General features: G+C 41.8%; 28 protein-coding genes. 10 read left to right on the top strand and 18 right to left on the bottom strand.

What is annotated here, in order from left to right:
* Positions 1–9: 9 nt before the first annotated feature.
* The 9 genes from IR083_RS07655 to IR083_RS07615 all read right to left on the bottom strand — a co-directional run bounded on the left by IR083_RS07655 (position 10) and on the right by IR083_RS07615 (position 4,830).
* Positions 10–231 (bottom strand): hypothetical protein, encoded by a 222-nt coding sequence (locus tag IR083_RS07655; protein ID WP_194223841.1) that lies wholly within the window; start codon positions 229–231, stop codon positions 10–12.
* A complete protein-coding gene (locus IR083_RS07650; protein ID WP_194223840.1) occupies positions 222–1,175 on the bottom strand; it encodes a hypothetical protein in 954 nt (317 codons plus the stop codon). The genes IR083_RS07655 and IR083_RS07650 overlap by 10 nt, the downstream gene beginning before the upstream one ends.
* On the bottom strand, positions 1,172–1,450 hold the full coding sequence (locus IR083_RS07645; protein WP_194223839.1) for a hypothetical protein: 279 nt from the start codon (positions 1,448–1,450) through the stop codon (positions 1,172–1,174). The genes IR083_RS07650 and IR083_RS07645 overlap by 4 nt, the downstream gene beginning before the upstream one ends.
* Positions 1,451–1,503: 53 nt before the next feature.
* A complete protein-coding gene (locus tag IR083_RS07640) occupies positions 1,504–2,094 on the bottom strand; it encodes a hypothetical protein (RefSeq protein WP_194223838.1) in 591 nt (196 codons plus the stop codon).
* A gap of 397 nt (positions 2,095–2,491) precedes the next feature.
* Positions 2,492–2,770: a hypothetical protein gene (locus IR083_RS07635; protein WP_194223837.1), complete on the bottom strand. Its 279-nt coding sequence runs from the start codon at positions 2,768–2,770 to the stop codon at positions 2,492–2,494.
* Positions 2,771–3,351: 581 nt separating this feature from the next.
* On the bottom strand, positions 3,352–3,567 hold the full coding sequence (locus IR083_RS07630) for a hypothetical protein (protein WP_194223836.1): 216 nt from the start codon (positions 3,565–3,567) through the stop codon (positions 3,352–3,354).
* A gap of 134 nt (positions 3,568–3,701) precedes the next feature.
* Positions 3,702–4,001 (bottom strand): type II toxin-antitoxin system RelE/ParE family toxin, encoded by a 300-nt coding sequence (locus IR083_RS07625; protein ID WP_194223835.1) that lies wholly within the window; start codon positions 3,999–4,001, stop codon positions 3,702–3,704.
* A gap of 1 nt (position 4,002) precedes the next feature.
* The gene (locus IR083_RS07620) at positions 4,003–4,245 is read right to left on the bottom strand and encodes a type II toxin-antitoxin system ParD family antitoxin (RefSeq protein WP_194223834.1); all 243 of its coding nucleotides are present in this window, start codon (positions 4,243–4,245) and stop codon (positions 4,003–4,005) included.
* Between the two features lie 180 nt (positions 4,246–4,425).
* Complete coding sequence (locus tag IR083_RS07615; protein WP_206759854.1) at positions 4,426–4,830, bottom strand: hypothetical protein; 405 nt, start codon at positions 4,828–4,830, stop codon at positions 4,426–4,428.
* A 1,900-nt stretch (positions 4,831–6,730) separates the two neighbouring features.
* Here IR083_RS07615 and IR083_RS07610 point away from each other — a divergent pair.
* Positions 6,731–7,654, top strand: a complete 924-nt coding sequence (locus IR083_RS07610) for a hypothetical protein (RefSeq protein ID WP_194223832.1) — start codon at positions 6,731–6,733, stop codon at positions 7,652–7,654.
* Between the two features lie 253 nt (positions 7,655–7,907).
* Here the strand turns inward: IR083_RS07610 and IR083_RS07605 are convergent, their stop codons facing one another.
* The 6 genes from IR083_RS07605 to IR083_RS07580 form a co-directional block, all read right to left on the bottom strand.
* Positions 7,908–8,372: a hypothetical protein gene (locus IR083_RS07605; protein ID WP_194223831.1), complete on the bottom strand. Its 465-nt coding sequence runs from the start codon at positions 8,370–8,372 to the stop codon at positions 7,908–7,910.
* Entirely contained in the window at positions 8,372–8,551 is a 180-nt protein-coding gene (locus IR083_RS07600) for a hypothetical protein (protein ID WP_194223830.1), read from the bottom strand. Before IR083_RS07600 ends, IR083_RS07605 begins: the two co-directional genes overlap by 1 nt.
* Positions 8,552–8,677: 126 nt before the next feature.
* Positions 8,678–9,115, bottom strand: coding sequence for a hypothetical protein (locus IR083_RS07595; protein WP_194223829.1), 438 nt, complete (start codon positions 9,113–9,115; stop codon positions 8,678–8,680).
* Between the two features lie 11 nt (positions 9,116–9,126).
* A complete protein-coding gene (locus IR083_RS07590; RefSeq protein ID WP_194223828.1) occupies positions 9,127–10,404 on the bottom strand; it encodes a phage antirepressor KilAC domain-containing protein in 1,278 nt (425 codons plus the stop codon).
* A gap of 26 nt (positions 10,405–10,430) precedes the next feature.
* Positions 10,431–10,790 carry a hypothetical protein gene (locus IR083_RS07585; protein WP_194223827.1) on the bottom strand — a complete coding sequence of 120 codons (360 nt, stop codon included), beginning with the start codon at positions 10,788–10,790 and terminating at the stop codon, positions 10,431–10,433.
* Positions 10,771–11,223 (bottom strand): hypothetical protein, encoded by a 453-nt coding sequence (locus IR083_RS07580; protein ID WP_194223826.1) that lies wholly within the window; start codon positions 11,221–11,223, stop codon positions 10,771–10,773. Before IR083_RS07580 ends, IR083_RS07585 begins: the two co-directional genes overlap by 20 nt.
* A 559-nt stretch (positions 11,224–11,782) precedes the next feature.
* Between IR083_RS07580 and IR083_RS07575 the strand changes: the two genes are divergently transcribed.
* The 9 genes from IR083_RS07575 to IR083_RS07535 all read left to right on the top strand — a co-directional run bounded on the left by IR083_RS07575 (position 11,783) and on the right by IR083_RS07535 (position 19,875).
* Positions 11,783–13,111 (top strand): DUF935 family protein, encoded by a 1,329-nt coding sequence (locus IR083_RS07575; RefSeq protein WP_194223825.1) that lies wholly within the window; start codon positions 11,783–11,785, stop codon positions 13,109–13,111.
* A 224-nt stretch (positions 13,112–13,335) separates the two neighbouring features.
* On the top strand, positions 13,336–13,971 hold the full coding sequence (locus tag IR083_RS07570) for a hypothetical protein (protein WP_199343199.1): 636 nt from the start codon (positions 13,336–13,338) through the stop codon (positions 13,969–13,971).
* Entirely contained in the window at positions 13,968–14,549 is a 582-nt protein-coding gene (locus IR083_RS07565) for a hypothetical protein (protein WP_194223824.1), read from the top strand. Before IR083_RS07570 ends, IR083_RS07565 begins: the two co-directional genes overlap by 4 nt.
* Entirely contained in the window at positions 14,542–15,267 is a 726-nt protein-coding gene (locus IR083_RS07560) for a hypothetical protein (RefSeq protein WP_194223823.1), read from the top strand. Before IR083_RS07565 ends, IR083_RS07560 begins: the two co-directional genes overlap by 8 nt.
* Positions 15,268–15,346: 79 nt before the next feature.
* A complete protein-coding gene (locus IR083_RS07555) occupies positions 15,347–16,615 on the top strand; it encodes a Clp protease ClpP (RefSeq protein WP_194223822.1) in 1,269 nt (422 codons plus the stop codon).
* A gap of 23 nt (positions 16,616–16,638) precedes the next feature.
* Positions 16,639–17,688: a hypothetical protein gene (locus tag IR083_RS07550; protein ID WP_194223821.1), complete on the top strand. Its 1,050-nt coding sequence runs from the start codon at positions 16,639–16,641 to the stop codon at positions 17,686–17,688.
* Positions 17,689–17,767: 79 nt separating this feature from the next.
* Complete coding sequence (locus tag IR083_RS07545; protein ID WP_194223820.1) at positions 17,768–18,061, top strand: hypothetical protein; 294 nt, start codon at positions 17,768–17,770, stop codon at positions 18,059–18,061.
* Between the two features lie 12 nt (positions 18,062–18,073).
* Entirely contained in the window at positions 18,074–19,417 is a 1,344-nt protein-coding gene (locus IR083_RS07540; protein ID WP_194223819.1) for a DUF2586 family protein, read from the top strand.
* Positions 19,418–19,425: 8 nt separating this feature from the next.
* Positions 19,426–19,875: a hypothetical protein gene (locus tag IR083_RS07535; RefSeq protein WP_194223818.1), complete on the top strand. Its 450-nt coding sequence runs from the start codon at positions 19,426–19,428 to the stop codon at positions 19,873–19,875.
* A gap of 119 nt (positions 19,876–19,994) precedes the next feature.
* On the opposite strand, the gene arsA is transcribed toward IR083_RS07535, so the two are convergent.
* From arsA to IR083_RS07520, 3 genes are all read right to left on the bottom strand, one after another.
* Positions 19,995–21,713: an arsenical pump-driving ATPase gene (gene arsA / locus IR083_RS07530; RefSeq protein WP_194223817.1), complete on the bottom strand. Its 1,719-nt coding sequence runs from the start codon at positions 21,711–21,713 to the stop codon at positions 19,995–19,997.
* Between the two features lie 95 nt (positions 21,714–21,808).
* Entirely contained in the window at positions 21,809–22,129 is a 321-nt protein-coding gene (arsD, locus tag IR083_RS07525) for an arsenite efflux transporter metallochaperone ArsD (protein WP_194223816.1), read from the bottom strand.
* A gap of 20 nt (positions 22,130–22,149) precedes the next feature.
* Positions 22,150–22,596: tyrosine-type recombinase/integrase (locus IR083_RS07520; protein ID WP_194223815.1), on the bottom strand; the 447-nt coding region annotated here is incomplete at its 5' end.

Below are 22,596 nucleotides of genomic sequence, written 5' to 3'. Positions count from 1 at the left end.
TGAGGTTATTTATATATCTTGTGATTTATCGAATTGTTTTTGGTTGGTTTCTATCTGCATTTCGACGGCAGCAGCAAGGTCTTCGAGAATATCATCGTCCAGGTCTTCATAATAACCAACTACGCCATGAGAGTAATCGAAACCTTCGGTTGCTACACCTGTAATGTACCCACTTGCTGTGGCAAATTTCTCATCAAATTCAAGATTGATTGTTCCATAGTTCAAAAGCATTGTTGTATCCTTTGCTTTGGCGGCAGTATATTTTCTTGTTTGGACGATTCGGATGGAATATATTTATGTGGATGTTCCTGTATTTTCCAGATATTAGCACGGCAACAGCCTATGACGAGCGCATTTTCATCCGTCAGGAATATATCCCGCCTATCTCGCCCGAATGTATCCACAAGTATCTCACGCAATGTCTGGCTGAAATGCGGGCTATCGAGCAGGTATTCATCGAGCGTGGATTCTATTTGCGTGATATGCCCGGCATAGGATATGTCGTCCAACCGGCGTACATATACGGAACTCGGTACATCTTTCAGCATTGTTTTATATAATCCAAGTTCGATTCGTTGCAACCCGGATGACTGCAGGGACCGGATGATATATTCCGTCTTGCGTTCTTCATCATCGGCAGGAGGTGTAAGCCCGTCAAGGAAACCGGCGGAGTCTGTTATATTCAGCAGTTCCCCGTCACGATAGGTGTCGCTTTCAAATCCTGTAACCATCCATGCAAAACAGGTTTTACCCTCTTTGTCCGTATAACTGAAAGGTACCATATACGCACCGGTTGTGTATATGGTGCTTTGGGTAATATTGTGAATCCGTATGCCGGATTTCTTTTCTTCAAAGTCCCATTTGCCGTTCCGGAAGATATGCTGTTTGTTTTCCGGACAATCTGCTTCATCAGTCGTTACACGGATATAAAGGCCGTGGTTATGACCGGTATTCCCTATAATCTGTACAAATTGATTATAGGGAAAGCCTCCACCGGAAAGGAAAGATAATTCGAGATGGCACACTTCATTGACATCATCATGCCGGGAAATATAGACTTTATCCATTAGGTTCTTGAACACTTCGGCTATCAGTGAGTGTATCTGGGCATAGCTACCCGAAGCATATAGCCGGTTGACGCTTTGCCCCTGATTCTTTTTTACCGTATTATTCATGCCGGCACTCCTTTCCGCATAATTGCCTTATAGATTTCCCGCTTGGCCCTGTCATGGTCCGGCAGGGATGCGAAACGGCGTTGCAGGAAGATGACGCGCGAGATATTGGTATTTTTATCAAGCGTTACCCCGTCGTATTCTATCTTCTTTGCTTTTTTATCAGCGAGAAAGTGCAGGTTCCGGACCCGTTGCAGCAATATCTTGTCACCTTCATCTTCGGCTACAAGGTTAAACCCGGCATCCTTGCCGTTGATCATTGTTATTTCTACTCTCATATCGTTACCGCCCGTTTTATGTGTGGCCCTCACATTTTATATGATTTTATCTTTTATCTGAGATATTGTCCGATAAGGTATTGGCTCCGGGTAAGGCATTTGTCCCGGTTATCGACTACGATGATATCATAGATGCCGATATGCCCGGAGTGTGCGGATACCGCTTTGCCGAATGCCTCGAGATTATCGAATGTACCGGATAGAGGTATAACCGAAGCTGTGTATTTATAGAGCTCATGCTGTGAAACCATAGCCTTTGCCGTTCCTTTCCCGTCTACGACCAGATAGCGTTGCGGAAAGTATTTGCCCGACCGGTCGTTGGTTTTGTAACGGCCGCTGCCGGATACGGCGGAATAATAATAGCATACGGCGCTCCGGTATTTCCGGCAAACTTCGAACCATAGGCCGGGTTCAGGCTGGGATATGGTTTCCATGGTAAAGGTGATTTGCCGTGGATTATCCATCGACAGGCCGGAGAAATTTCCTTCCGTCTTATAATCCGGCCAGTGGGGACAACATACCGCCGCAACATGCCTTAGGGTTGTTTTCCCGGTTTGCACAAATTTCAGAAGGCTTTTGTGCAGGAATTTAATGTCGGTCCGGTTACCGGCTATGACACAGGTGGTGATACATGTTTCTTCCATTTTGACTGGCGCCCGTTTTTATGTGTGGCTCTCACGTTTTTATATTTATCGGTTATATTGTTGCATACCGTACCGGTTTTAAAAAAATAGGATAAAGCGGTACCGGTTTGTTTTATTCCGGCTTCGTTTTCCGCAATGCATTCTTCCAAAATATTGTGTAACAGCGGAACACAATACATTCAGGCATACTCTCCGTATTCTTTTTGTATTATGTCCCACTGTCGATATTTTTGGGAAAATGTGTCTCGCGACACTTGCGGTAATCCGGAGAAAAAATACTTGCAGTGTGGACAATCCGGGGTACAATCCCGGCATAGTTTCAATATTAGCGTCCGGATATAAAAAAGGCACGGAATATGCTCCGTGCCTGATCTATATTATATTGGTCTTTAAAGGCTTATTTTTTGATTTTCAGGTTTATTTCAAACATTGTCGCGTTTGCAAAGCAGGTAAAGCGGCTATGGTGAAGGTCTAAGTCTTCCAATTCCTCGAACTGCCCTAAAAAGGCGATCCCGTCCGTCGCTGTAGGGAATGTCGTCGCTACCGGATTGCTGTATCCGTATTTGCCGGTATCCCGCTTCATTTCAAAGTCCGTTAGCCAGCAATATCCTTTTAACAACTCAAAAACCGTTTTTACCAATGCCTCCGTTTTCAATGCGTTCGAACTCTTCTCCATCTTTTTTGCCTCTTCCGTTATATTAACAATTACGATTCACAATCCAGGTTATTACAAAATTAATGAAATCCCGGCAGGCTAACTTACATTTTTACCTGTTTTTATTCACAAGATTGTTAATAACCTGTATAGCAAACCTTTCTCCACCATGATTAATAATAGCGGATTAAAAAACAAATAAAAGCTTATATATAAATATAGTATCCCTATAAGCTATAAAGCATTTATAAATAAAAATTTTATAACTTGGAGCAGATATCATATATTCTGCTTCCAATTATTTTCAGAGTTCAGCACACTCGATCCCCACCAATACTTATCGACCTTACTTTTCGCTTTCGCTTCATGGTGTTGCCTGTTGTCGGTTTGTAATACAGCGCAGGACATTTCAGTAAGGTTGCTGCCACCCGGTTTGCCGCTAATTCAGTAACGGCTCGTTCTAATTATCTCCCCAGAACTTGCTATAAGAAGGTGTTTTTATAAGGAATAGGTATTTGAAAAAAAGATGTTTATTTATGGTGAAAATAACACAACCTCTTTCTTTCAGGGACTATCCATCCCTTTTGCATCAGTTTTTGCATTTACCCGTCCGCATGACCACTATTTTTGCTTTTTATGGATTCACAGGCTCCGTTTTGCAGCTTCACAGCCAATAATACAAAGTGCAGGAGAGGTTTGCCTGCACTTTGTATAATCCAATGGGGACAATCTGAACTTATAGGGCGCTTACAGACCATATACAGCGCCGTTTCATAGCATAATATCCCTATAATCCCACGTTCGGGTATGCTTTTCATTGGTTACATATTGGTAAAATTGAAGTATTGCAGAAAAAATCCCCGTACAGTTTCGATATCAGCATCCGGATATAAAAAAGGCACAGAACAATGTTCCATGCCTGTATTGTAGATATAAATTAGTATTTGTAACGTTAATCCCTTATTCTGTTTCTTAAATCCATACTTCCGTGTAATATCCTGACTATCTCTATCAGTTTGTCAGATATATTCCGGTAGAAAATTATATGCTTTCCGGCAATCATGCCATAGAGTCCTTCTGCTACAACATCGTAACTTTTACCAAGAGCTGGATTCTTCGCTATATCATAACAGAGTTCAATCAGCATATTATAGTAAATATCAGCTTGCTTCTCAGACCAGGTATCAAGTGTATAACTCCAGATACCCGACAGGTCTTCGACGGCTTTATTGGTAAAGCGCAACTTTGCCATATTATCCTTTAGCCTTTTTTAGCGATTCGAGATGCCTGACCGGATCGAAACCTTTGGCGACACCACTGTCAACCCCCTTGCGAATAGCCGCTTTGAGAGCAGACAGACGTTCTTCCTCTTCCTCCAAAAGCCGTAGTCCTGCACGGATTACTTCACTGGCATTTTTGTAGCGCCCTTGAGAGATACTGCTTTCAACAAACCGGTCAAAGTAACTACCCAGCGATACAGATGTATTCTTTCTCATTTTCTTTGCATTTTAGACAAAGTTACCAATTTTTGGTAATAATGCAATACTTTTTATATCTTTTAAGATTTATAGTATTGGTATCCCTGCATATCTCTCGGAAAAAATCTTTTTTGCAAATATAAAAAGCGCACCCTGTTTTTACGGGTACGCTTCATCCAATTTGTTGTTTTCTGAAGTTCAGGCAGCGGCTTTTTCGAGTTGCTTGCCGGCGGGAACAGTTCCTTCCGCCTTCACTTCCTGCGCTACCTTGTCCAGTACTTCATCCACTGTGTTTATAACTTTCGCATTCAGATCGACACGGAAGCCAAGCGCATCGAAGCTCGCTTTTGTAGCGGCGTGGATTGCCTTTTTGTAGTCACGTGCCGTACGTTCAAAGTCCTTTTTGGTCGGTACAAGCCCGATTTTCGCCCATACCGACTGGTCGAGTTGGTAAGATGTTACCCTGTTCCCCTTGTCGTCATGGAAAATGATGGAAGACGGAGTTGCGGCACGTAATTTTGAGCGGATGCCGTCATTATCCTCACGCAGTCTCGACTCTTCGGCTTTTACCGACCAGAATGTCATCACAACGTTTTTCCACATGCGGAATTTTTCATCCTCAATCGCCTTGCCTTTCAATCCGCCTTTGATTTCATAATCGGCGCCAAAGAAATGCTGCGCGGTTTGCGCGCCGTTCACAGCGGTGTAAACTAAGATAATACCTTTAAAACTACTGCCAAGTGCAGCAAACTGAACTGCGTTTAATTTAGAAGTTGCCATAATGTTTTAAATTAAAATTACTATGCAAAAGCGCATATTGCGGGCACCGGGGATTCGAACCCCGCATTTCAGCTCGGCTAAGAGGGAAAAGGCAACTACCGTGTGTTGCAAGCCCTAAACAAAAACTGCACGTTACCTTTCGCCGGACAACGTGCAATTTTTCTACATTTTTTTGCCTTGTAACTAAAACGTACTATATTTGCATTACTCTGATATATTTCGTGCAAACCCAGCTTACTCCAATTTCACTGGGTTGTTAGTATGCGAACTGTTAGGACACAATTTAGGCATACCTTCGGCACGTCCCCTATCTTTTCCAATAGGGCAGTTAACGTTTGGCGGTGGCATTTAGGCGGTTAGCCGAGGAGAGTACCTAAGCATAGCAATGGCATACGCGTTTATCTCCGTCCCTCGTGCGATGTGTTTTTATCGCAAGGTGTTTTTTATCTCCGCGCGCACTGGGCGCAATTATGGACTTATTTTAACACTTCCTGTTCAGTGGAAAAACTCCCAAAATTTTAACGTTTTTCACACTCGGATACAAAGTACACGTACTTTCTCCGTTCCAATTTGCTACATTGGTTTGCAGTCCTGCGGGGTGTGGTTATTTAACACCGTCTTTAAGCGTTCCAAAACGCACAGGCGAATTTTTGATTTTCCAAAGCTCAAAAGGCTTGCTTTCGCACAAAAAGGCTTTTTTGTTTCTCTCTTAAAAGAGGCTCTTTTGTTTTAATCCGTTCTTAATTCAAATTTTTAGTTTTTAATTACTGTTTCTTTTTTTTGTTTGCTTTCGACTTGTTTTGTGTCGGTTGCTTATGGTGGTATAATAGAAACAAGTTTTTAAACTGCAAAACATTTCAGTAACTTTTTTTTGCAAAACATTTTTTTGAGGTCGGTTTTTTAAAAGGAATAATCGCGCGTGTACGCAAGTATATAAGTTTGATATTCAATAATTTATAATCAATTGAAGGAAAAATGAAAAATTTTTGATTTTCATAAAAAACAAAAAAGATGTGAATATATGTATATATCAAAATGATTTTACACATATTTTTTACTAAAATTTCAATATCAGATAGTTACAAATTGAATAAATTAGAAATAAATGAACTGATACAAAAAATGCTTTCAAAATGATAGTCAAAGCTGAACTTTAAGCTGTTTTTGCGGTTTTCACTTTCACTTTTATACAAAGTGAAGATTGTAAAGTATTAATATTCAATAGTATATCAAAACGACAGCATAAAATAAAAAAAGAGGGTGGGTATAGCCCCCGGTGCGGATTCTGTATTTGTGCTCCGGGGAAATTTCCAAGTCCGGACTTATATTAATTTAGCTTATCTACACCCGGTTCATCTAAAATAAAACGGCGGAATATTCCTTAAAATATAGAGCACAAATACTGAACTTTTTAATATAAAATTTGCTGTAAAAACTTTTCCGGAATCGAGCCGGATATTGCCTGTATTACTCTGGTCTTGCTTGTATTTTTTTTAATTAAGAATATTTGCTCCAGTAAAAGTTTTTTCCATAAATCCGGAGCTAAAATACTTTACAGTAAAATATATATAAATCTGTCATCTGGGATTTTACGTACTTTTTTGTATGTTTTACAGCATTCTTTTTTTTATCGTAAAAAATAAGCGATACTAAAATTTTATTTCTAAAATAATTATATTTGTTTACCTTATATTATGAAATAAGCATTTAAACGAAGTAGAAAATGAAAAATAAGCAGCAGGTATCGGATTTTTTGGCCAGAGTTAGATGCAAAGATGAAAAGACGGAATCGGACATTAAACTGTTTCTGAAGCGGAACAATACCCGGGCGAAATTCTCCCGTAATCCGATGTATCCGGTTATCGACTATGAATCTTTTATCGACTGGTATAACGCTAAAGTCCCGGACGAAGGGGAAGTTGTCATTTTAGAAACGGGATTAACCGGTATTTTCAATAAGCTGGACTTTGAGGGTTTCAATTTCAGTATATCCTACGATGGGGAAAAGCTGAACCCGCTTCCTGTAACAGTCCCAGTGTGCGGGTACAGGTCCCCTAAAAAGGAGGAACTGATAAAGTTCCAGCGGGTTTTCGCTGAGAATGGTATCGCCTGGAGTATCTGGAAGGGAATAACCAAAAGGGCCGGATTACAGGATAATATCTACTACCGGATTTCCCGCCTGGGCACCGAGCTGGGCTCCGGGGTATTCCGGGAAATAAACGGAAACGGCGATGTGGTTTTCTACTGTGTCAAGATGAAGAATAAGCCGGTCCGGTTTTCCCTGTATGAAGTCATCGGAAAAGAAGATGAATTCCAGTTTGAGCCGATGAACCTGAAGGACAGGGACCTGTTCGCCAAAGAGCTGAAAGCCGTTAACCGGAAATACAACGGCTACCTGAAACGGATCGAGCCTTTGTACTTAAGGGCCGGCAAGAATGAAAAATATTATTATATAAACGATACCTGGAAGATCATTAAGACGGAGGACCGCTATAAGCCGAAAGACTTATTAAGGTTCAACAGGGGGAATTATTTCAGGACGCTGGATGATGTGCAGGAAATCCTTGAATTATTGGACTCCAACAGGAAATCCCAGCTGATCCGGTTCAAAGGGAACCTTCATGGTCCGGATCCGGATAATGAATAAGATTCCTTATTAAAAAAACAGCCGCAGGCTGTATATATTCTTTTTGTTTCTTTTTCTTTTTAAAGAAAAAGATAATTATATCATCTTATATCTTTATCTTATATATATTATATATACATCCTTTATTTCGGGGTGACTCTTACCCTGTTTTCAGGGAGACCCGGCTATCGTAAAATCCAAAAATAAAGGCCACATCATAAATTTGATATGGCCTTACAAACTTAGCATCTACTTACAATTCCTCAAGGATAGATCACATCCCAGCCGGAAAATTTTTCAACTCCTCGATCTCTTCCCCGGTAATGCTCCTTATCGGCCTGGTACGGTCAATAAAATTCTTTTTACAGAAATCACCCAGCCTGCCGATGTCGCATGTGGCGTTCAGCATATGAACCAATATCCCGTACAGCTCCATATCGAATGAGTACCGCACTTTATTCCCTTTCGCGTTGTTTGTCTTGGATAACAACCCTAAACGGATCAGCCTGCCGGCGCATTTGTCGAAGGCATATTCCGTCAGCCCCATTATCTTCATATATCCAGCCCGGTTCCAGTCCGTGTAACGCCCGCGTTGTTTTTTATATTCTATATCGACCATATGCAGTATAAACCGGGTTTCCGCCGGACTGAACATATATGACAGTCCGGTATAGTACTTCACAAACGGAAGAGTCCTTTTTTTATCTTCTTTATTCGCTGCGGACTTATTTATTTCCATTACCTTAATAAAACTTTTACATAGAAAAAGTGTATTTTACCCTTAATCATGGGCTTGTAGACTTTATATCCCAGCTCTTTCGCGTGTTTGCCGACAGTTACCCTGCTTGGCAGCTTAAAAGAATGTTCTTTCAAATGCATGGCCATTTCTTCGAAGGTCATCCGCTGTTTTAGTTCCATTGTCTGTTTTTTTAGATTTATATAAATTAATACCATCTAAAAATAGGTTGGGCGGAACCGTAATGTTTAGGCATGCCGCTGCCGGCAAAAGCGGCTGGAACATGACCAACTCGTGATTGTCCGGTATTATTTCAGCATATCCATCAGAAAGAATATCCTTATAACCTTTTTATAATTGCACATATCCAACCACTCCCTGGCCACATTCCAGCTGATCGATGACTCGAAGATGAAGTTGTCGAGCCTGGTACTATGGTGGGAGAGCTTCCCTTCGGCCGGTTTAAGCCCTAAGGCATGCAGTTCGCAAAGGCCGTCCTTGAAGAACACGCATCCCTCTTCTGTCCGGCAAGCCTGCACCATCGGTACAGGCAAGGGGAATTTACCCAGCATAACGCCGACCATCCATTGGGAGAAGGAGAGCTTGTCCCGGTATCCGGCTTCCAGAAGTTTGAGTATATCGTCCGGAGTGCCCAGGCACGGGATTTTACATTGCCTTTGGCATAATTCACAATTGCATTCGGTTTCCCTTCTTCCGGTTCTGTTTATTATCCTGTTCAAAGTCATATCTTTTATTCTTATTCTATAATCATTATATTTTGGGGGTGTTTCTCCCTGTATAATTCGATGATGAATTCCCGTCCGGCCCTGGTCCATCTCCTGGCTTTGGAATAAGCATAGGTTTTTCCGTTTTTGTTCGTCCAGTAATAAGGGTGGTCACATTGCAACGCATTATGGGAGGGATAGACGATATACTGGTTCTTTTCGAATTTGCAGATACGCTCGTCGACTAAAAACTTATGGAGATGGATAACAGATATATCCAGTTCCATAGCTATAAATGTACTCTTGAAAGTATCCCTGCGTTCAACCAGGTTATTGTAAAATTCAACTTTCGGCTTGTCTTCCTCCATTTGCTGCTGGAGCTTGGCGGCAAGCAATAAAGCCTCGCTGAAGGTTTTGGGAACCGGATACCGTGACGCGGATGCAGGCATCACTTCATCCTTACCATTATTCTGCGGATTTACTTCCTTATTTTTGTCTCCCGGATCATCACCGGCAACAACGAATTTATAAGTTCCCAGCCGGTCCATCACTTCATTGCCCTTTATCGCGAATTTCGGATCGAGCCACCGGGCAAATTCGAGGGCGAGGATATTCTCGAGGAAAGTTACGCCTTGCCCGCCCCTCTTTGTAATAATCTGGCTTTCCAGGCTTTCTGATTTCTTCTCATCCACAAGGGATTGCCTGAAACGCTGTGTTTCCGCCAGCAGCAGCCACTCCCTGGGATTCTTGCCGTACTTGCCCGCCATTTCCGTAGCATTGCGGTATATCTTTCCTCTGTATTCGAAAAAAGGAGTGCTCCTGTCGAAGTTTAAACAATCCGTGCGATCTGCGCCGTCCGCATTCTCCGGCCTGCCGTCATCCGTCATTTCCTCATAATCGACAGTTTGCGCATCAGTACTTTTACTTATCTTTTTATCGGGGGATTCCTTTATTTTCTTATCCAGGGGAAGCTTTACTCCCGGATTGTTTCTTCCCACAGGCAATGTGCCCACCCATTTTTCCAACTCGTCACAGACTTTGGCTATCATCCTGTTCTCTTTCCTGACATGGCGCAACAGGACGTATATGTCTGAAATGCTTATAAACCAGAACAGCTTTCCGTTTGTATATACGGGGAAGCGCTGGCTGGAAGGGCAGAGCTTTATCGCTTCCCGGTTATCGATCAGCTCTTTTCTTTTCAGAATCCGGCATAAGTCATGCAGGCTTACTCTTGTGACAGCACCGTCTTCATCCGGTATAATATGCAGGCTGGTATCCCGGAACGGGATTGTTTCGTTAACTGGTTTCATATCTTCTTTGATTTTAAACTGTTATTCTATTGGTTATCAATGTTATTTGTTTTTAAAACCTTTTTTATTCCGGCCGCTTTTTGCCTCATATTGTTCATGTACCCTTTTGTATGGTATTCACGTTTTTCCCCGCACAGGCTGTCATACTCTCCTATCTTCAGGACACCCAGGTCTTCGTTCGCGCTGACTTCCACTTCGGGGTGTATATACCGGAAATAGTACCCGTTGGAGGCGATGCTTTTTCCCGTGCAGCAATATGAAACGCACATCGGGCTCGATCCGGCCAGCTCAGCGGCGCTTTGCAGGGAACGGACAATGGCGATCAGCCTTCCCGAGGCGTTGAACATCAGTACCTGCTTCGGTTCATTATAGACGCTCCTTCTCATCCCTGTTTATGATATGAATGATATCTTCTTTTGAAAACCTGCCGCAAACCAGCATCATCAGGTAATTATCGGAGAACACGATCCCGTTTATCAGCATCTCGGACAGCTTTTCCAGTAAATAAATACCGAATCCGGAGTCGACATAGGCCATAAACAGGAGATCGAGGGACTCATGTATCAATATCCGGCCGGAGCCTTCCTCCCGGATAATAAGGTCTTCGAAGGGAATGCCGTAGCATTTCGAGACGGCTGTTTTCCAATGGTAAAAACCTATATCGAATTCCCGGACATTGTGCTTTTGCGTATCCCCGTACTTTGAAATAAACCGTCCGGCGTCAAAATAAGTCCTGTTGTCTTCGGACAGGCCGAACAGCAGGTCGGGGAATTCCCTGTACCGGCCCTCGGTACAGGGAGAACATTTTTTACTTTTCATTTCAATTATGTTTTAACAGATAAATATCTGCAAATATAATTTATTTATTTAGTAAAAAATATGTGTAAAAATGATTTTATTAACAGAAAAATATTTTTTATATATTGAATAATAGCTATTTATAAAATAATACTATAAAATTATAAACTGATAAAACTATAAATAATATTATTTTATTTTCAATATATAATAATATAAAATTTATACATTTTAACTATAAAGGTGCATGCTGTAAAATTGAACGTTTTAAAACATGGTAGCAGAAGTAAGATTTATTTTTCAGGTGACCGGATGAATTTTTCCTGACGGGAAAATTTTACGGTCATTAACGGGTATGAATTCCAGGTCTCCCTGAAAACAGGGTAAGAGTCACCCCGAAATAAAGGATGTATATATAATATATATAAGATAAAGATATAAGATGATATAATTATCTTTTTCTTTAAAAAGAAAAAGAAACAAAAAGAATATATGCAGCCTGCGGCTGTCTTTTCAGAATCAAAGTCACAGGATTGAACCTTATTTTGTCCGTTGCCCTATTCTTTAGGAAAAAACAGGGATGGATAAGAAACAGCCGGAAGGAACGATAAATCCGGAATTATTACACAGCATTTTTCGCACAAGCAAGAAAACTATACAGGAATATGTCAGGGAAATCGAAAGGCATAATTCCTACAAAACCATCAAACAGGATGTATTACTGGGCACTATTCTGGATGACCGCTCCCGGTTGATAGATTTGTACGAGGCCTGCCTCCAGCAAGATGCTCATATCCGGGCCGTAATAGAAACATTACTGAGCCAGATACTGGGAGACCGCTATATGCTGGCACGAATAAATGATAAAGGCAAGTACATAAAGGATATAGCTGCCACACAAAGGATACAAGGGTCTCAATTCGATAAAATCATACGTGGAATTGTCGAAGCCAAGCTGTATGGATATACCTTACTGGAGATATTACCGCGCATCAACCCTAAAACAGGAAAACTGGCAGAAGTCAATATCATCGAACGAAGGAATGTATTGCCCGACCAGCGCACTGTCGTCAAGCGCCAGGGCTTATGGCTACCGAACTGGAACCTGGATAACCCGCAATACCACAAGAACTATATCCTGATCAACACCGGGGATATAGGCTTGTTTTCGGCTACTACTCCGTTGATACTGGCCAAGAAATTTACAATTGCCAACTATGTCAATTTCAGCCATACATACGGACAGCCCATTATACATGGAAAGACTGTCAGTGAAAGCAACAGCGACAGAAAGAAACTTGCAGGAGAAATAGCGAATGCCGCCCAAAACAAGGTCATAGTTACCGGACTCGAAGATGAAATAGACATCAAGACTTTTACGATGTCCAATTCCGAGAAAATATATACCAGCCTTATAGAAGTGGTTAACAGTGAAGTTTCCAATATGATACTGGGTTCGGAATCCATGGCGGGAGGTATGCAATCTTATGTGGGAAGCACAAAAGCCCATCAGGATATATTCAGGGAGCGTATAGAAGTATATCGCCGGTATATCGAAAATATAATGAATGAGGAGATTGTACCCCGGTTAATATCCTTTGGCTACATAGAAAATGGGTTGGAGTTTAAATATTCCAACCGGATAGAAATGAATAACGAAGACCGGATAAAGTTGTACGGGCTCATAACAGACAAATACGAAGTCGCAGCCGATGAAATAGAAAAGGAATTCGGGATTATCGTTGGAAAACAACTCAATGTTATGACTATGGAAGCAATGGATAGTGCGGGTATGTCTTCCGGAGAAAGCTCTAATGACAGGCACATTATGTCTGATCAGGAATACTATAAACGCTACGGACATCCCAGGAGGAGCAAGGTTGAAAATTTTCTGAGGGGGACGGATTAGGCAGCGAAATCCCGCCCCCCGTTACTAAAAATTTAGCTGCAGACAATATTGTCAGCCAATTATCTGAATCGAATAAAAAGCAATCACAAGAAGAATATAAAAAACTTCTTGCCGTATTTGAAAAGCTATTAGAGAATTACGAAAACAGCGAAGACAGGATCAGGGCTATTGAAGACTTAATCATATTAAGAACTTCATTCCTGATTGAAAGGGTAGTATTTGGCTTGAAGCTGGATTTCGACGAAGCTGTAAACCTGTTGAAAAATAAGGGACACTCCCTGACCGAAAGGGATAAACGCAAAAGAGAGCTGCTACTTGCCGCATTTGACAACCTGATTGAATTTGCTGCCGCTGAAGAAATACGGATGATAAGCGAACTGCCGGAAATTCCGGATAGGAAAAATTTAAGCGTATATCAGCCAATATGTAAGAAGTATAATTTGAAATATGCCACACAGGAAAACGAAGATGTGCTGCATGCGGTAAATATAGCTTTCTGGTGGATAGGAGTGCCGGAGGAATGCCTGGTGACTTTTATGACACAGGGGGATGAACGGGTACGGGCATGGCATTTATCCTATGAAGGGTTGTCATTCCCTAAAAATAATTTTCCTCCGGAGCTGATTCCCCCGATAGAATTCGGATGCCGCTGTTACCTGATAACAAATGGCTTCGGGTCGGTTTATGGATCGGCAGATAAGAAAAAAGCAATGATTAAAGAAACAAATCCGGTATTTAAAGAAAGCCTGGCTAAAGGAGGACGGATCTTCTCATTAGAGCATCCTTACTTCAGGGGTGAGCTTCCGGAATATGCTAAAGATATTGTATACCGGATAAAACGAAAACTGGGTGTAATATGACTAAGATCACACTGGAAATATTTTGCAGGCAATGGGTAAAATCCGCCAGGCTGGAAAGAAGTATGGCAAGCCGCTTTGAAAAGAACGTGTTGGACTTTACGATAATGGCCGGTACAGTTTCAAAGCGGTTTTTCCGCCGGTCGTTCAGTTATGGAGGGTTCTATGGGAGCGGAACGAAATGGACGCCCCGCCAGTCCCGTTGGGGAAAACGATTTACCCATCCGACATTATTTGATACCCATAAGCTAAGGGATAATATCACAGGATATGAAAAAGAGGTTAAATTAAAAGGCTTTTCTCATAACCGTACCCACAAAATAAACAGGCGCGGAGCAAAATATTACATAAATACAGGTGAATACAGCAGTCCGGAAAAAGGAAAAAGAGGACGAAAAAAAGGGAAATATACCAACTATGCAGCCATCCATAACTCCGACCCTAAATATCACAATTTTACGGTAAACCAATATTCATCCGAAAAGCCTGTCCAAAGACAGTTCATGGGGCATAGCTTAAGGCTCGATTACGAAGTTCAGCAATACATCTACTTACTATTCAGAGGATTTCCAAATGATTAAAGATAAAAAGCCAAATAAGCCTGAAATAGAGGAAAAGAAAATCCAAAGGGCGGTCTCTGTTCCTGAACAAGTGAGTGAGAACCCGTTTGTTGAGATGTACAAGGCTGTAAAAAGAGTAATTCTCACACTTAAAGAAAATGAAGAAGATATCCATAGTGAACCCTATTTTAAAACCATCGCTATCGACACCGGACAGTTCAACCGTATCCTCAGGGATGAAAATATAGAAGGGGAGATTGTTTTTCCTGCCGTCTTTATCCATTTCATAAATGTACGGTATCTGGTACAACAGCAGCGTATCGGTGAAGGCCGCGCTACTATGCGGGTCAGGTTTATACTAAATACCCTGAATAACCGGGACCCGGAAAGGGAGTGCGATGCATTCTTTATTTTCCAACGCCTGAATGTAGCTATCCAGGACGCGAAGAACAGGGAGCCTGCATTGAATGAACGATGTAATCTCATCTATTTTGATATGCCGCTTACAACAAATATGTTACAGGCTTACTGGATCGACTATGAAGTCTGGTTCCGTGAGTCTTCGGCATGGAAATACAAAGACTGGGTAGAACGGTACCTTGTTATGCCGCCCTTCACCAATCATACAGATGCACCTAAACAAGACACAGAGGGACATGGTAATCATAAAACTCCGGTTTATGACGAATCTTCCAATTTCAATGGAGTAACAGGTATCCCCTCTCTTCCTGAGGAATAAAATCCTGAAACAGAGTTATCTGAATGAGATTTAAAACATAAAATATCCATTGATGCTATTCTTTGAAAAATAGTTTTCAATGGATATTAAAGACTTAAAAAATGTAATTGGTGAAGCTAAGGCCGGAGAAGTGGCAACGATACGTTTCTTCGGGAAGATTACAGAAGAGTCGGCTTTATGTTTTAATAACGAATTTGATTATTTAGAGACATATGTACGCCCCTCGCTTATTCGTGTACTAATAAACTCCGAAGGGGGCTCCGTACTCCATGGGATGAGTATTTATTCCACTATCCAGAACTCTACCATACCGACAGAATGTATAATCGAAGGAATGGCTGCGTCGATGTCCTCTATCATATGGGCGGCGGGGAATAAATCCCTGATGCGGGACTATTCTATCCTAATGATACATAATCCGTTCCTGCCGTCTGAGGGCAGTGAAGAATCAGACATGGTGGAAGCTTTCCGTAAACAAATCACAACCATTTACAGAAAACGGTTCGGCTTAAAAAAGGAACAGGTCGCAGCTATTATGGATGGAGCGGAAGGCAAGGACGGCACTTTCTTCGATGCCCGGTCTGCCGTTGAACAGGGTATTATCCCTGCCGGCAATGTTTTGCATACCACCAAACAGCTTTGTGAAAAAGTAAAGAACGCCCTTGCCGCGATTAAAAGTGCAGCTGAAATACAAGCGCTTATGGAAGTTATAAATATTGAAGCGCCCGCCGTCGAAAATGAAAATAAACACTTTTCCAAACCTGCCCCTATTCATAAGCAAATACATAATAACGAAACCGATATGACTGAAGAAAATAAAAAATCAACCGAATATGCAGCTGTTGCAGCTACACTTGGAATGAAAGACAATTTCGAGGTAAAGGATGTGGTTGCCCGTATTACCGGACTGATGTCTGTCGAGGCTAAACTGGGCGAAAAAGAAAAGGCTTTGGCAGATGCTCAAACGGTAATTGCCGGAAAAGACGCGGCTATACAGAACCTGCAAAAGGATAACGCGACTTTGAATTCCACACTGGAACAATACAAAAAGAAAGAGGAAGACGAAATTACCGCGAAGATCAACAGCATGATAGAGACTGCAGTTACCGAAGGAAAGATCGATAATGAATCCAAAGGGCAATGGGTGGAAATGGCAAAATCAAACTTCGGGCTTGCCCAAAATACGCTTGCGTCTATTCCTGCCAGGGAAGTCATATCAAAGGAAATCGCCTCAGACCCTGAAAACGCGAAAAAAGCGGCTGAAGCGGTAAGAACTACCGAAGAGATCGTAGCAGAGAAGGTGTCGGCAGTTGTCGGAAAGGACTTCGAATTCAAAACACTTAGGTAAACACTTAACACAAGCTTATATAAATGGCAAATACAGTAACTTTTTTGCAGAACGGATATAACGGCGAGGTCCTTGAGGACCTGCTGACCTATACGGCCCAGGGCAATGACACCTTTAAAGAGGGATTGATCCATATAAAAAGCGGCATCCAATATAAATATACCCTTCCGGCAATAAAGCTGGGGGATATTATCCAGGATAACAATCCCGTTCCGACAAGCGCTCTGGGAGCTAAAGGGCCGCAAGGGGAAAATGAATATCAGCTTACAGCCCGTCATCTGATTCCACAGGACTTCATGGTATATCTGGAATTCAATCCGAGGGATTACGAGAAATACTGGAAATTCGCACAGCCTGAAGGAAATCTGGTTTTCCGTGAGCTTGACCCGAAGATACAGGCTGTCATGCTAAGACTCCTGATAGAGAAGAAAAACGAGTATATAGGAAATGCAATATGGACTTCCTGCAAAGGCGGTTCTGCTGCCTCAGGAATTGTCGTTCCCGGAGGAGCTACCTCGATTGGCGGGGGAAAAGAAAAATACTTCGATGGATTTATCAAACGTGTTATCGACAACGCAAATGCAACTGATGCAGAGACCATTGCAGGAGGCCAGGTTATTATTTCGGGTAACACTGAATTGAACACAGGGGAAGAGGTAGAGAATGCTATGTATACCATGTGGAAGAAATGCCCGAAAACGATCCGGAAGAAATCAGACCTGGTATTCCTGTGTTCATGGGATATATGGGATTATTATGACCAGTATATTTCAAATAAGCAGGTGAAATACGCTGAGAATGGTGATTTAAACCGCTACCGTTTCAAGGGGAAACGGATTATCCCTCTGGTTGGCATACCTGAACACACCATTATACTTGGGCAATTCTCTAACTCAATGGACAGTAACTTATGGATGGGGGTTGACTATGCCAATGATACGGAAATCCTGAAAATAGACCGCCTGCAGTCAAACTCGGAGCTCTTCTTCTTCCAGATGAGGATGAAGATGGACGTAAATATCGTTCGCCCCGCTGAAATCGTCGTTCATACAGCATATAAGAAAGAGCCTTAATCACAAACAACAAGCCTTGAAAGGGGGAGTGGAGGTTTCATGCCCCGTTTCCCCTTTTTAGCTAAATCACAAAACCAGAATGGCAAAAAAAATAACGAATCCGGAAGATCCGGGCAAAGATGAATCAATTGATACACAAAGCGGTATTAAACCTGAACCGGAAGTGCAAACCGGAATACCGGCCAAGCCGGGAAAAGAAGCGGTAATAGAAGACATAAACGAAATGCCCCCGCATATAGCCGGTATCCTGAAAAAGAATACGAAGTACGAATCACTGTATATCGATTCGCACGGCGGCTGCTTTACGCCGGATACCCCGGCCGGTATCAGGGGCAGTGCGATCCTTTACAAAAATCCTTTTCACAAGCAATAACACAAACGGGCAATGGCTATAGGCAATGTATTTATAAAAGACGTGGACGGGAATATTCCGAACCAAACCTCTGCAAACAATGAAAAGGTGACGGGAATCCTGTTCGATGTCTCCCTGCAACCCGCGCTGTTTACCTCCGGTTACGGGCTGAACAACGCGGGGAAACTTAATATAAACGATGTCCTGTTTATAACCAATTTCAAGTCGGCGGTAAAAGACTTCGGAATAATAGAGCGAGTGGATATTCAGGAAGACGAAGAAAACAACCGGAACTTCATGCACGGTATCCCGGCATATCATATCAAAGAGTTCTTCCGTATGTCGGGGGGAGTCGACAGCTATGGGAAGCTGTATGTCATGTTTGCCGATTGTTCAGCTAACTGGGATGCGGTTGAGGTCATGCAAAGGTCATCAGGGGGAATAATAAACCAGCTTGGGATATGGACAGAACAGCCTGTCTGGAAATTAAACGGGACGGCTGACAAGTATAACCTGAACCTGGTTAAAGGCCTTAATGACAAGGCGGTTTCCCTTGCGGAACAAAACCAGCCGCTTTCGCTGATCCTGTGCCCTAATACATCCAATACCGGAGCGAATACCACCGAAGGCAAACAAATAAACCTGAATAAGATACCGGGTTGTATTTGCGACAGTTCGCGCGTCAGTGTGATATTCGGACAAGCCAGGACAGAGAATGTTTCCATGATGCAAAAGCGCAATGCCAATAATACGCCTGTCGGATTCTTGGGGGCTATGATGGGGGCTATCGCAAGGGCTAATGTACAGGAATCGGTCGCCTGGGTAAAGCAATTCAACCTGTTCGATGATGCGTTCCAGGAGATTGAGCTGGGCTTCGGGGATATAAACCTGACAGGGGAGGATGAGTTTGTCAGCTTAAACCAATATGAATCCCTGTCCCCTATGCTATTGGATGATCTGGATGACAAGGGGTATATTTTTCCTATTAAATATGCCGGAAGGGAGAATGGTATTTACATATCCAAAGACCAGACCTGCTCCAATGGCGATTTCAGGACAATTGCCCGGAACAGGACTATCAATAAGTCGCGGCGGGCTGTTCGTGAAGCGTTATTGCCTTATGTGAACTCTCCTTTAATGGTTAATCCGGCCACAGGGTTCCTTGCCGCATCGAAGATAACCGCTTTCAAGACGCTGATCGGGGACATATTGGCTAAGATGCAAGCTGCACAGGAAATATCCGGTTATGCTGTGAATATTGATCCGAATCAGAATGTTTTGGTCAATGATACGCTAAGAATCGCTTATGTCATCGTTCCTGTCGGGGTTGCCGTAAAGATATATGTTGAAGAAGGCTTATCACTAACTGCTAAATAACACAAACTATGCCTGTTATAAATAATGTGGCTTACTCATGGTCTATGATTACCCTGTCTTCTACTGCATTAGGCATTGATGAAGGCAGTACAACGCTGGAAGGGGTGTCCGGTATTAAATGGAATAAAAAGCGTAAGATTGAAAGTAACTACGGTATGGGTGGTAAGCCTATATCGAGAGGTTTTGGTAATATCTCCTATACGGCTTCCATAACGATGGATTACGCCACTCAGCAGATGCTACGTTCGACTTATGGTTCGTTAATGGATATAGGTGAGTTCGACCTGATTGTCTCATTTGCTAACCCAATGGCTTCGGATGACTGGACTACGACCACTGTTACTCTGAAGGGTTGCATATTCTCTGAAGACGGTATGGAGAGTAAACAGGATGATACGGATATTACGCATGAATTTGATCTGAATCCGTTTGATATTCAGATCGGGGACAGTATGTAAATATTTACATACTGTCCCTTATGTAACATTTTAGAATATGTAACCTTTCTAAGCCAAATGTCAGTAAATCAACATAAATTAAAAAGAAAGGTTACATAATATTCTTATTATAATCACGTCTACACTTTCTCTTTCCATTCAATCACGGCAAAATTACCATTGGAGATTTCATTTACTTTCTCAATCCACTGAATCTCACTTTGTGCCTTTGTTTTCAAAAACGGGCTGTTTGTAGGAGTTAGCAATAAACTTGAATTTACTACCCACCAATTATTCTTAATGCCTGCACGTTGTAAATCCTGCTGCAAGCGTTGGGCTTCAAAAACCGGCGTTGTTTCGGGCAGGGTAACGATTACGACTTCTGTTTCTTTTTCATTACGTAGACGGGGCAGTAAGTTTTGAACGGCAGGGGTAATATTACCCTGTGTACGCTCCACTTCCTTGTGATAGCTTTGTGTCGAATCCAGAAGTAACAGCGTGTGTCCTGTCGGTGCTGTGTCGATTACTACGACTTCATTATCTGCTTTTGCTACAATCTCGGCAAAGGAGTTGAAAACGGCTATTTCCTGTGTACATGGAGAACGCAAATCTTCCTCGATATAGCTTAAATCGGCATCGCCCATTGTTTCCCTTGCTTTATCCAGTACATTTTTCTGATAAGCTGCCAATACCGCTTTTTCGTCAATATGGCTTACTGTTATACCTTCTATTTTTGTTTCTATGAAAGATAAATGGTTAGCAGGATCGGTAGTCGTCAGATGTACTTTTACCCCTTTTTGGGCTAAACCTCTTGCGATGTTGCCTGCAATAGTCGTCTTACCAACACCACCTTTACCCATCGTAAAGATTACCCGTTTGCCTGAATTATAGAGGTCTTCAATGATATTATCAATCGTCTGGAAACCTTTCGTATCTATTTCTGTGACCTTTGTTTCTGCCTGTACGTCACTGTTGAGCATATTACGGATATTGTCAATACCTGTCATGTTATAGGAGCGAAGCGGAACAATGTAAGTATTGAGCTTTAATAAGGCTTCGGAACGGCTATTCAGTGCATTTTGCTGACGTTGGTATATCTGTTTTGAAACGGTATCGTCTTCGTCATAATTTTCCAACACACCGTTTATAATCAGGTTTTGAGATATGATATTCAAATCCAGTAATTCATTAGATGAACGTTCTACTTCTTTCAAAGGGCTTTCATCCGGTCGGCTAACTAATATCAGAGTGGTTTGCTTGCTGTCGGAAAGGGTATTAACTGCATTTTTATATATTTCCTTTTTCTGCTCCAATCCTGAAAGCTGACCTAAGCAGGATGCACCTGTTGTATTCTCTGCTATGAAGGTATTCCATGCGGAAGGTAATTGCAACATCCTTAACGTGTGCCCTGTGGGTGCTGTGTCAAAGATGATGAAGTCAAAATCTTTGCGTTTTTCCTCATTGGTTATAAAGTCCGAAAACTCGTTAAAGGCTGCAATTTCTATGGTACATGAACCAGAAAGCTGTTCTTCCATATTCGTGATTACACTTTCGGGCAGTTTGCCCCTGAACGGTGCGATAACCGATTCTCTGTATTCGGCTGCTGCCTGTTCAGGGTCTAAGTTAACTACGGTCAGGTTAGGAACTTCATTAATCTGTGTGCCTTTGTTATCTAAGTCCATATTAAATACATCCTGCAAATTGGATGCAGGGTCGGTGCTGATAAGCAAAACTTTCTTACCGCTATCGGCAAGGTTTACGGCTGTTGCACAAGCGATGGATGTTTTGCCTACACCGCCTTTACCTGTAAAGAATATATACTTTGTCAGGTCTATTGCTGAGGGATTGTACTTTTTCATTTTTCTAATGTATTTATTTGTTTTTTTTAGATAATAGCATCCCTTTCTATTCCGATGGAACAGATTAAGCTATTGAAAAAGAAAGGGATATTGTTTTATTTTTTAACCGTAAGTTCTTCTTCTTTTACATTCAGCCATTCGGCTATCTGTGTGTTGGAGGGGTATTGTTTGGTCAATACTATTTCATCATCCAACGTTATGATGGGCAGGACATCAGCAGTTTCTTTCATCAGACATTCATTAACCACTTTTGTATCTATATATACTTGCGGGTTATCTTTGAGGTTGTAGCGTTCTACGGGAATCCCTTTTCGTTTCAAGGTTTCCACCACTACGGCAATACGCATTAGTTCAGGGTCTATATTCACACCGCATAATCCTGTGGGACAACATAATGCGGAATCATATATTTTCATTATTTTTCGGTTATCTAATTTCAAATCCAACAGCGATACCACATTTGATTAAAATTATCATTTAACCAGTGATTGCTAAAAGGTTTATCATGGATATTGGGGAAGAAGACGGTTCTATCCGGCATAATGTTTTCTATTGCCATATCATATCGTACAAGAAGTTCACGCATAGAATCATGTAGGACTATAATGTGTTCACTGTAAGTTTTGGAGATCACAATATTTACTACTCCTGTTTCGAGATTAACGTCACATCTTCTCAGATCTCTGGCTTCACAGGTTCTTATGCCACTGCTATAAAGGAGTCTGAAGATTACAGGTACTATAATTCTTCTAATCCTTTCAAATTTCCTAATCTTATATTTAGATTCTATATTATCACAAGCTTTGAAGAATTTACATAGTTCTTCTTCTGTAAATTCATGAGGAACTCTGTGGCCTGTTTTCTCATTAGGCAAATATGAAGG

Source organism: Dysgonomonas sp. GY75 (genome assembly GCF_015234155.1).
Classification (GTDB): domain Bacteria; phylum Bacteroidota; class Bacteroidia; order Bacteroidales; family Dysgonomonadaceae; genus Dysgonomonas; species Dysgonomonas gadei.
Note: the sequence above shows the minus strand (reverse complement) of the source record. Positions and strands in the feature narration are given on the sequence as shown.

What these genes read in the sequence shown, in the direction of transcription:
- IR083_RS07580 (WP_194223826.1), bottom strand. Translation starts at nt 11,223, where the DNA reads ATGAAAAGTAAAAAATGTTCTCCCTGTACCGAGGGCCGGTACAGGGAA.
- IR083_RS07550 (WP_194223821.1), top strand. Translation starts at nt 16,639, where the DNA reads ATGGCAAATACAGTAACTTTTTTGCAGAACGGATATAACGGCGAGGTC.
- IR083_RS07585 (WP_194223827.1), bottom strand. Translation starts at nt 10,790, where the DNA reads ATGAGAAGGAGCGTCTATAATGAACCGAAGCAGGTACTGATGTTCAAC.
- IR083_RS07595 (WP_194223829.1), bottom strand. Translation starts at nt 9,115, where the DNA reads ATGACTTTGAACAGGATAATAAACAGAACCGGAAGAAGGGAAACCGAA.
- arsD (WP_194223816.1), bottom strand. Translation starts at nt 22,129, where the DNA reads ATGAAAATATATGATTCCGCATTATGTTGTCCCACAGGATTATGCGGT.
- IR083_RS07650 (WP_194223840.1), bottom strand. Translation starts at nt 1,175, where the DNA reads ATGAATAATACGGTAAAAAAGAATCAGGGGCAAAGCGTCAACCGGCTA.
- IR083_RS07645 (WP_194223839.1), bottom strand. Translation starts at nt 1,450, where the DNA reads ATGAGAGTAGAAATAACAATGATCAACGGCAAGGATGCCGGGTTTAAC.
- IR083_RS07640 (WP_194223838.1), bottom strand. Translation starts at nt 2,094, where the DNA reads ATGGAAGAAACATGTATCACCACCTGTGTCATAGCCGGTAACCGGACC.
- IR083_RS07605 (WP_194223831.1), bottom strand. Translation starts at nt 8,372, where the DNA reads ATGGAAATAAATAAGTCCGCAGCGAATAAAGAAGATAAAAAAAGGACT.
- IR083_RS07655 (WP_194223841.1), bottom strand. Translation starts at nt 231, where the DNA reads ATGCTTTTGAACTATGGAACAATCAATCTTGAATTTGATGAGAAATTT.
- IR083_RS07565 (WP_194223824.1), top strand. Translation starts at nt 13,968, where the DNA reads ATGACTAAGATCACACTGGAAATATTTTGCAGGCAATGGGTAAAATCC.
- IR083_RS07535 (WP_194223818.1), top strand. Translation starts at nt 19,426, where the DNA reads ATGCCTGTTATAAATAATGTGGCTTACTCATGGTCTATGATTACCCTG.
- IR083_RS07560 (WP_194223823.1), top strand. Translation starts at nt 14,542, where the DNA reads ATGATTAAAGATAAAAAGCCAAATAAGCCTGAAATAGAGGAAAAGAAA.
- IR083_RS07600 (WP_194223830.1), bottom strand. Translation starts at nt 8,551, where the DNA reads ATGGAACTAAAACAGCGGATGACCTTCGAAGAAATGGCCATGCATTTG.
- IR083_RS07620 (WP_194223834.1), bottom strand. Translation starts at nt 4,245, where the DNA reads ATGAGAAAGAATACATCTGTATCGCTGGGTAGTTACTTTGACCGGTTT.
- IR083_RS07540 (WP_194223819.1), top strand. Translation starts at nt 18,074, where the DNA reads ATGGCTATAGGCAATGTATTTATAAAAGACGTGGACGGGAATATTCCG.
- IR083_RS07575 (WP_194223825.1), top strand. Translation starts at nt 11,783, where the DNA reads ATGGATAAGAAACAGCCGGAAGGAACGATAAATCCGGAATTATTACAC.
- IR083_RS07625 (WP_194223835.1), bottom strand. Translation starts at nt 4,001, where the DNA reads ATGGCAAAGTTGCGCTTTACCAATAAAGCCGTCGAAGACCTGTCGGGT.
- IR083_RS07545 (WP_194223820.1), top strand. Translation starts at nt 17,768, where the DNA reads ATGGCAAAAAAAATAACGAATCCGGAAGATCCGGGCAAAGATGAATCA.
- IR083_RS07610 (WP_194223832.1), top strand. Translation starts at nt 6,731, where the DNA reads ATGAAAAATAAGCAGCAGGTATCGGATTTTTTGGCCAGAGTTAGATGC.
- IR083_RS07590 (WP_194223828.1), bottom strand. Translation starts at nt 10,404, where the DNA reads ATGAAACCAGTTAACGAAACAATCCCGTTCCGGGATACCAGCCTGCAT.
- IR083_RS07615 (WP_206759854.1), bottom strand. Translation starts at nt 4,830, where the DNA reads ATGTGGAAAAACGTTGTGATGACATTCTGGTCGGTAAAAGCCGAAGAG.
- arsA (WP_194223817.1), bottom strand. Translation starts at nt 21,713, where the DNA reads ATGAAAAAGTACAATCCCTCAGCAATAGACCTGACAAAGTATATATTC.
- IR083_RS07555 (WP_194223822.1), top strand. Translation starts at nt 15,347, where the DNA reads ATGGATATTAAAGACTTAAAAAATGTAATTGGTGAAGCTAAGGCCGGA.
- IR083_RS07630 (WP_194223836.1), bottom strand. Translation starts at nt 3,567, where the DNA reads ATGAAAAGCATACCCGAACGTGGGATTATAGGGATATTATGCTATGAA.
- IR083_RS07635 (WP_194223837.1), bottom strand. Translation starts at nt 2,770, where the DNA reads ATGGAGAAGAGTTCGAACGCATTGAAAACGGAGGCATTGGTAAAAACG.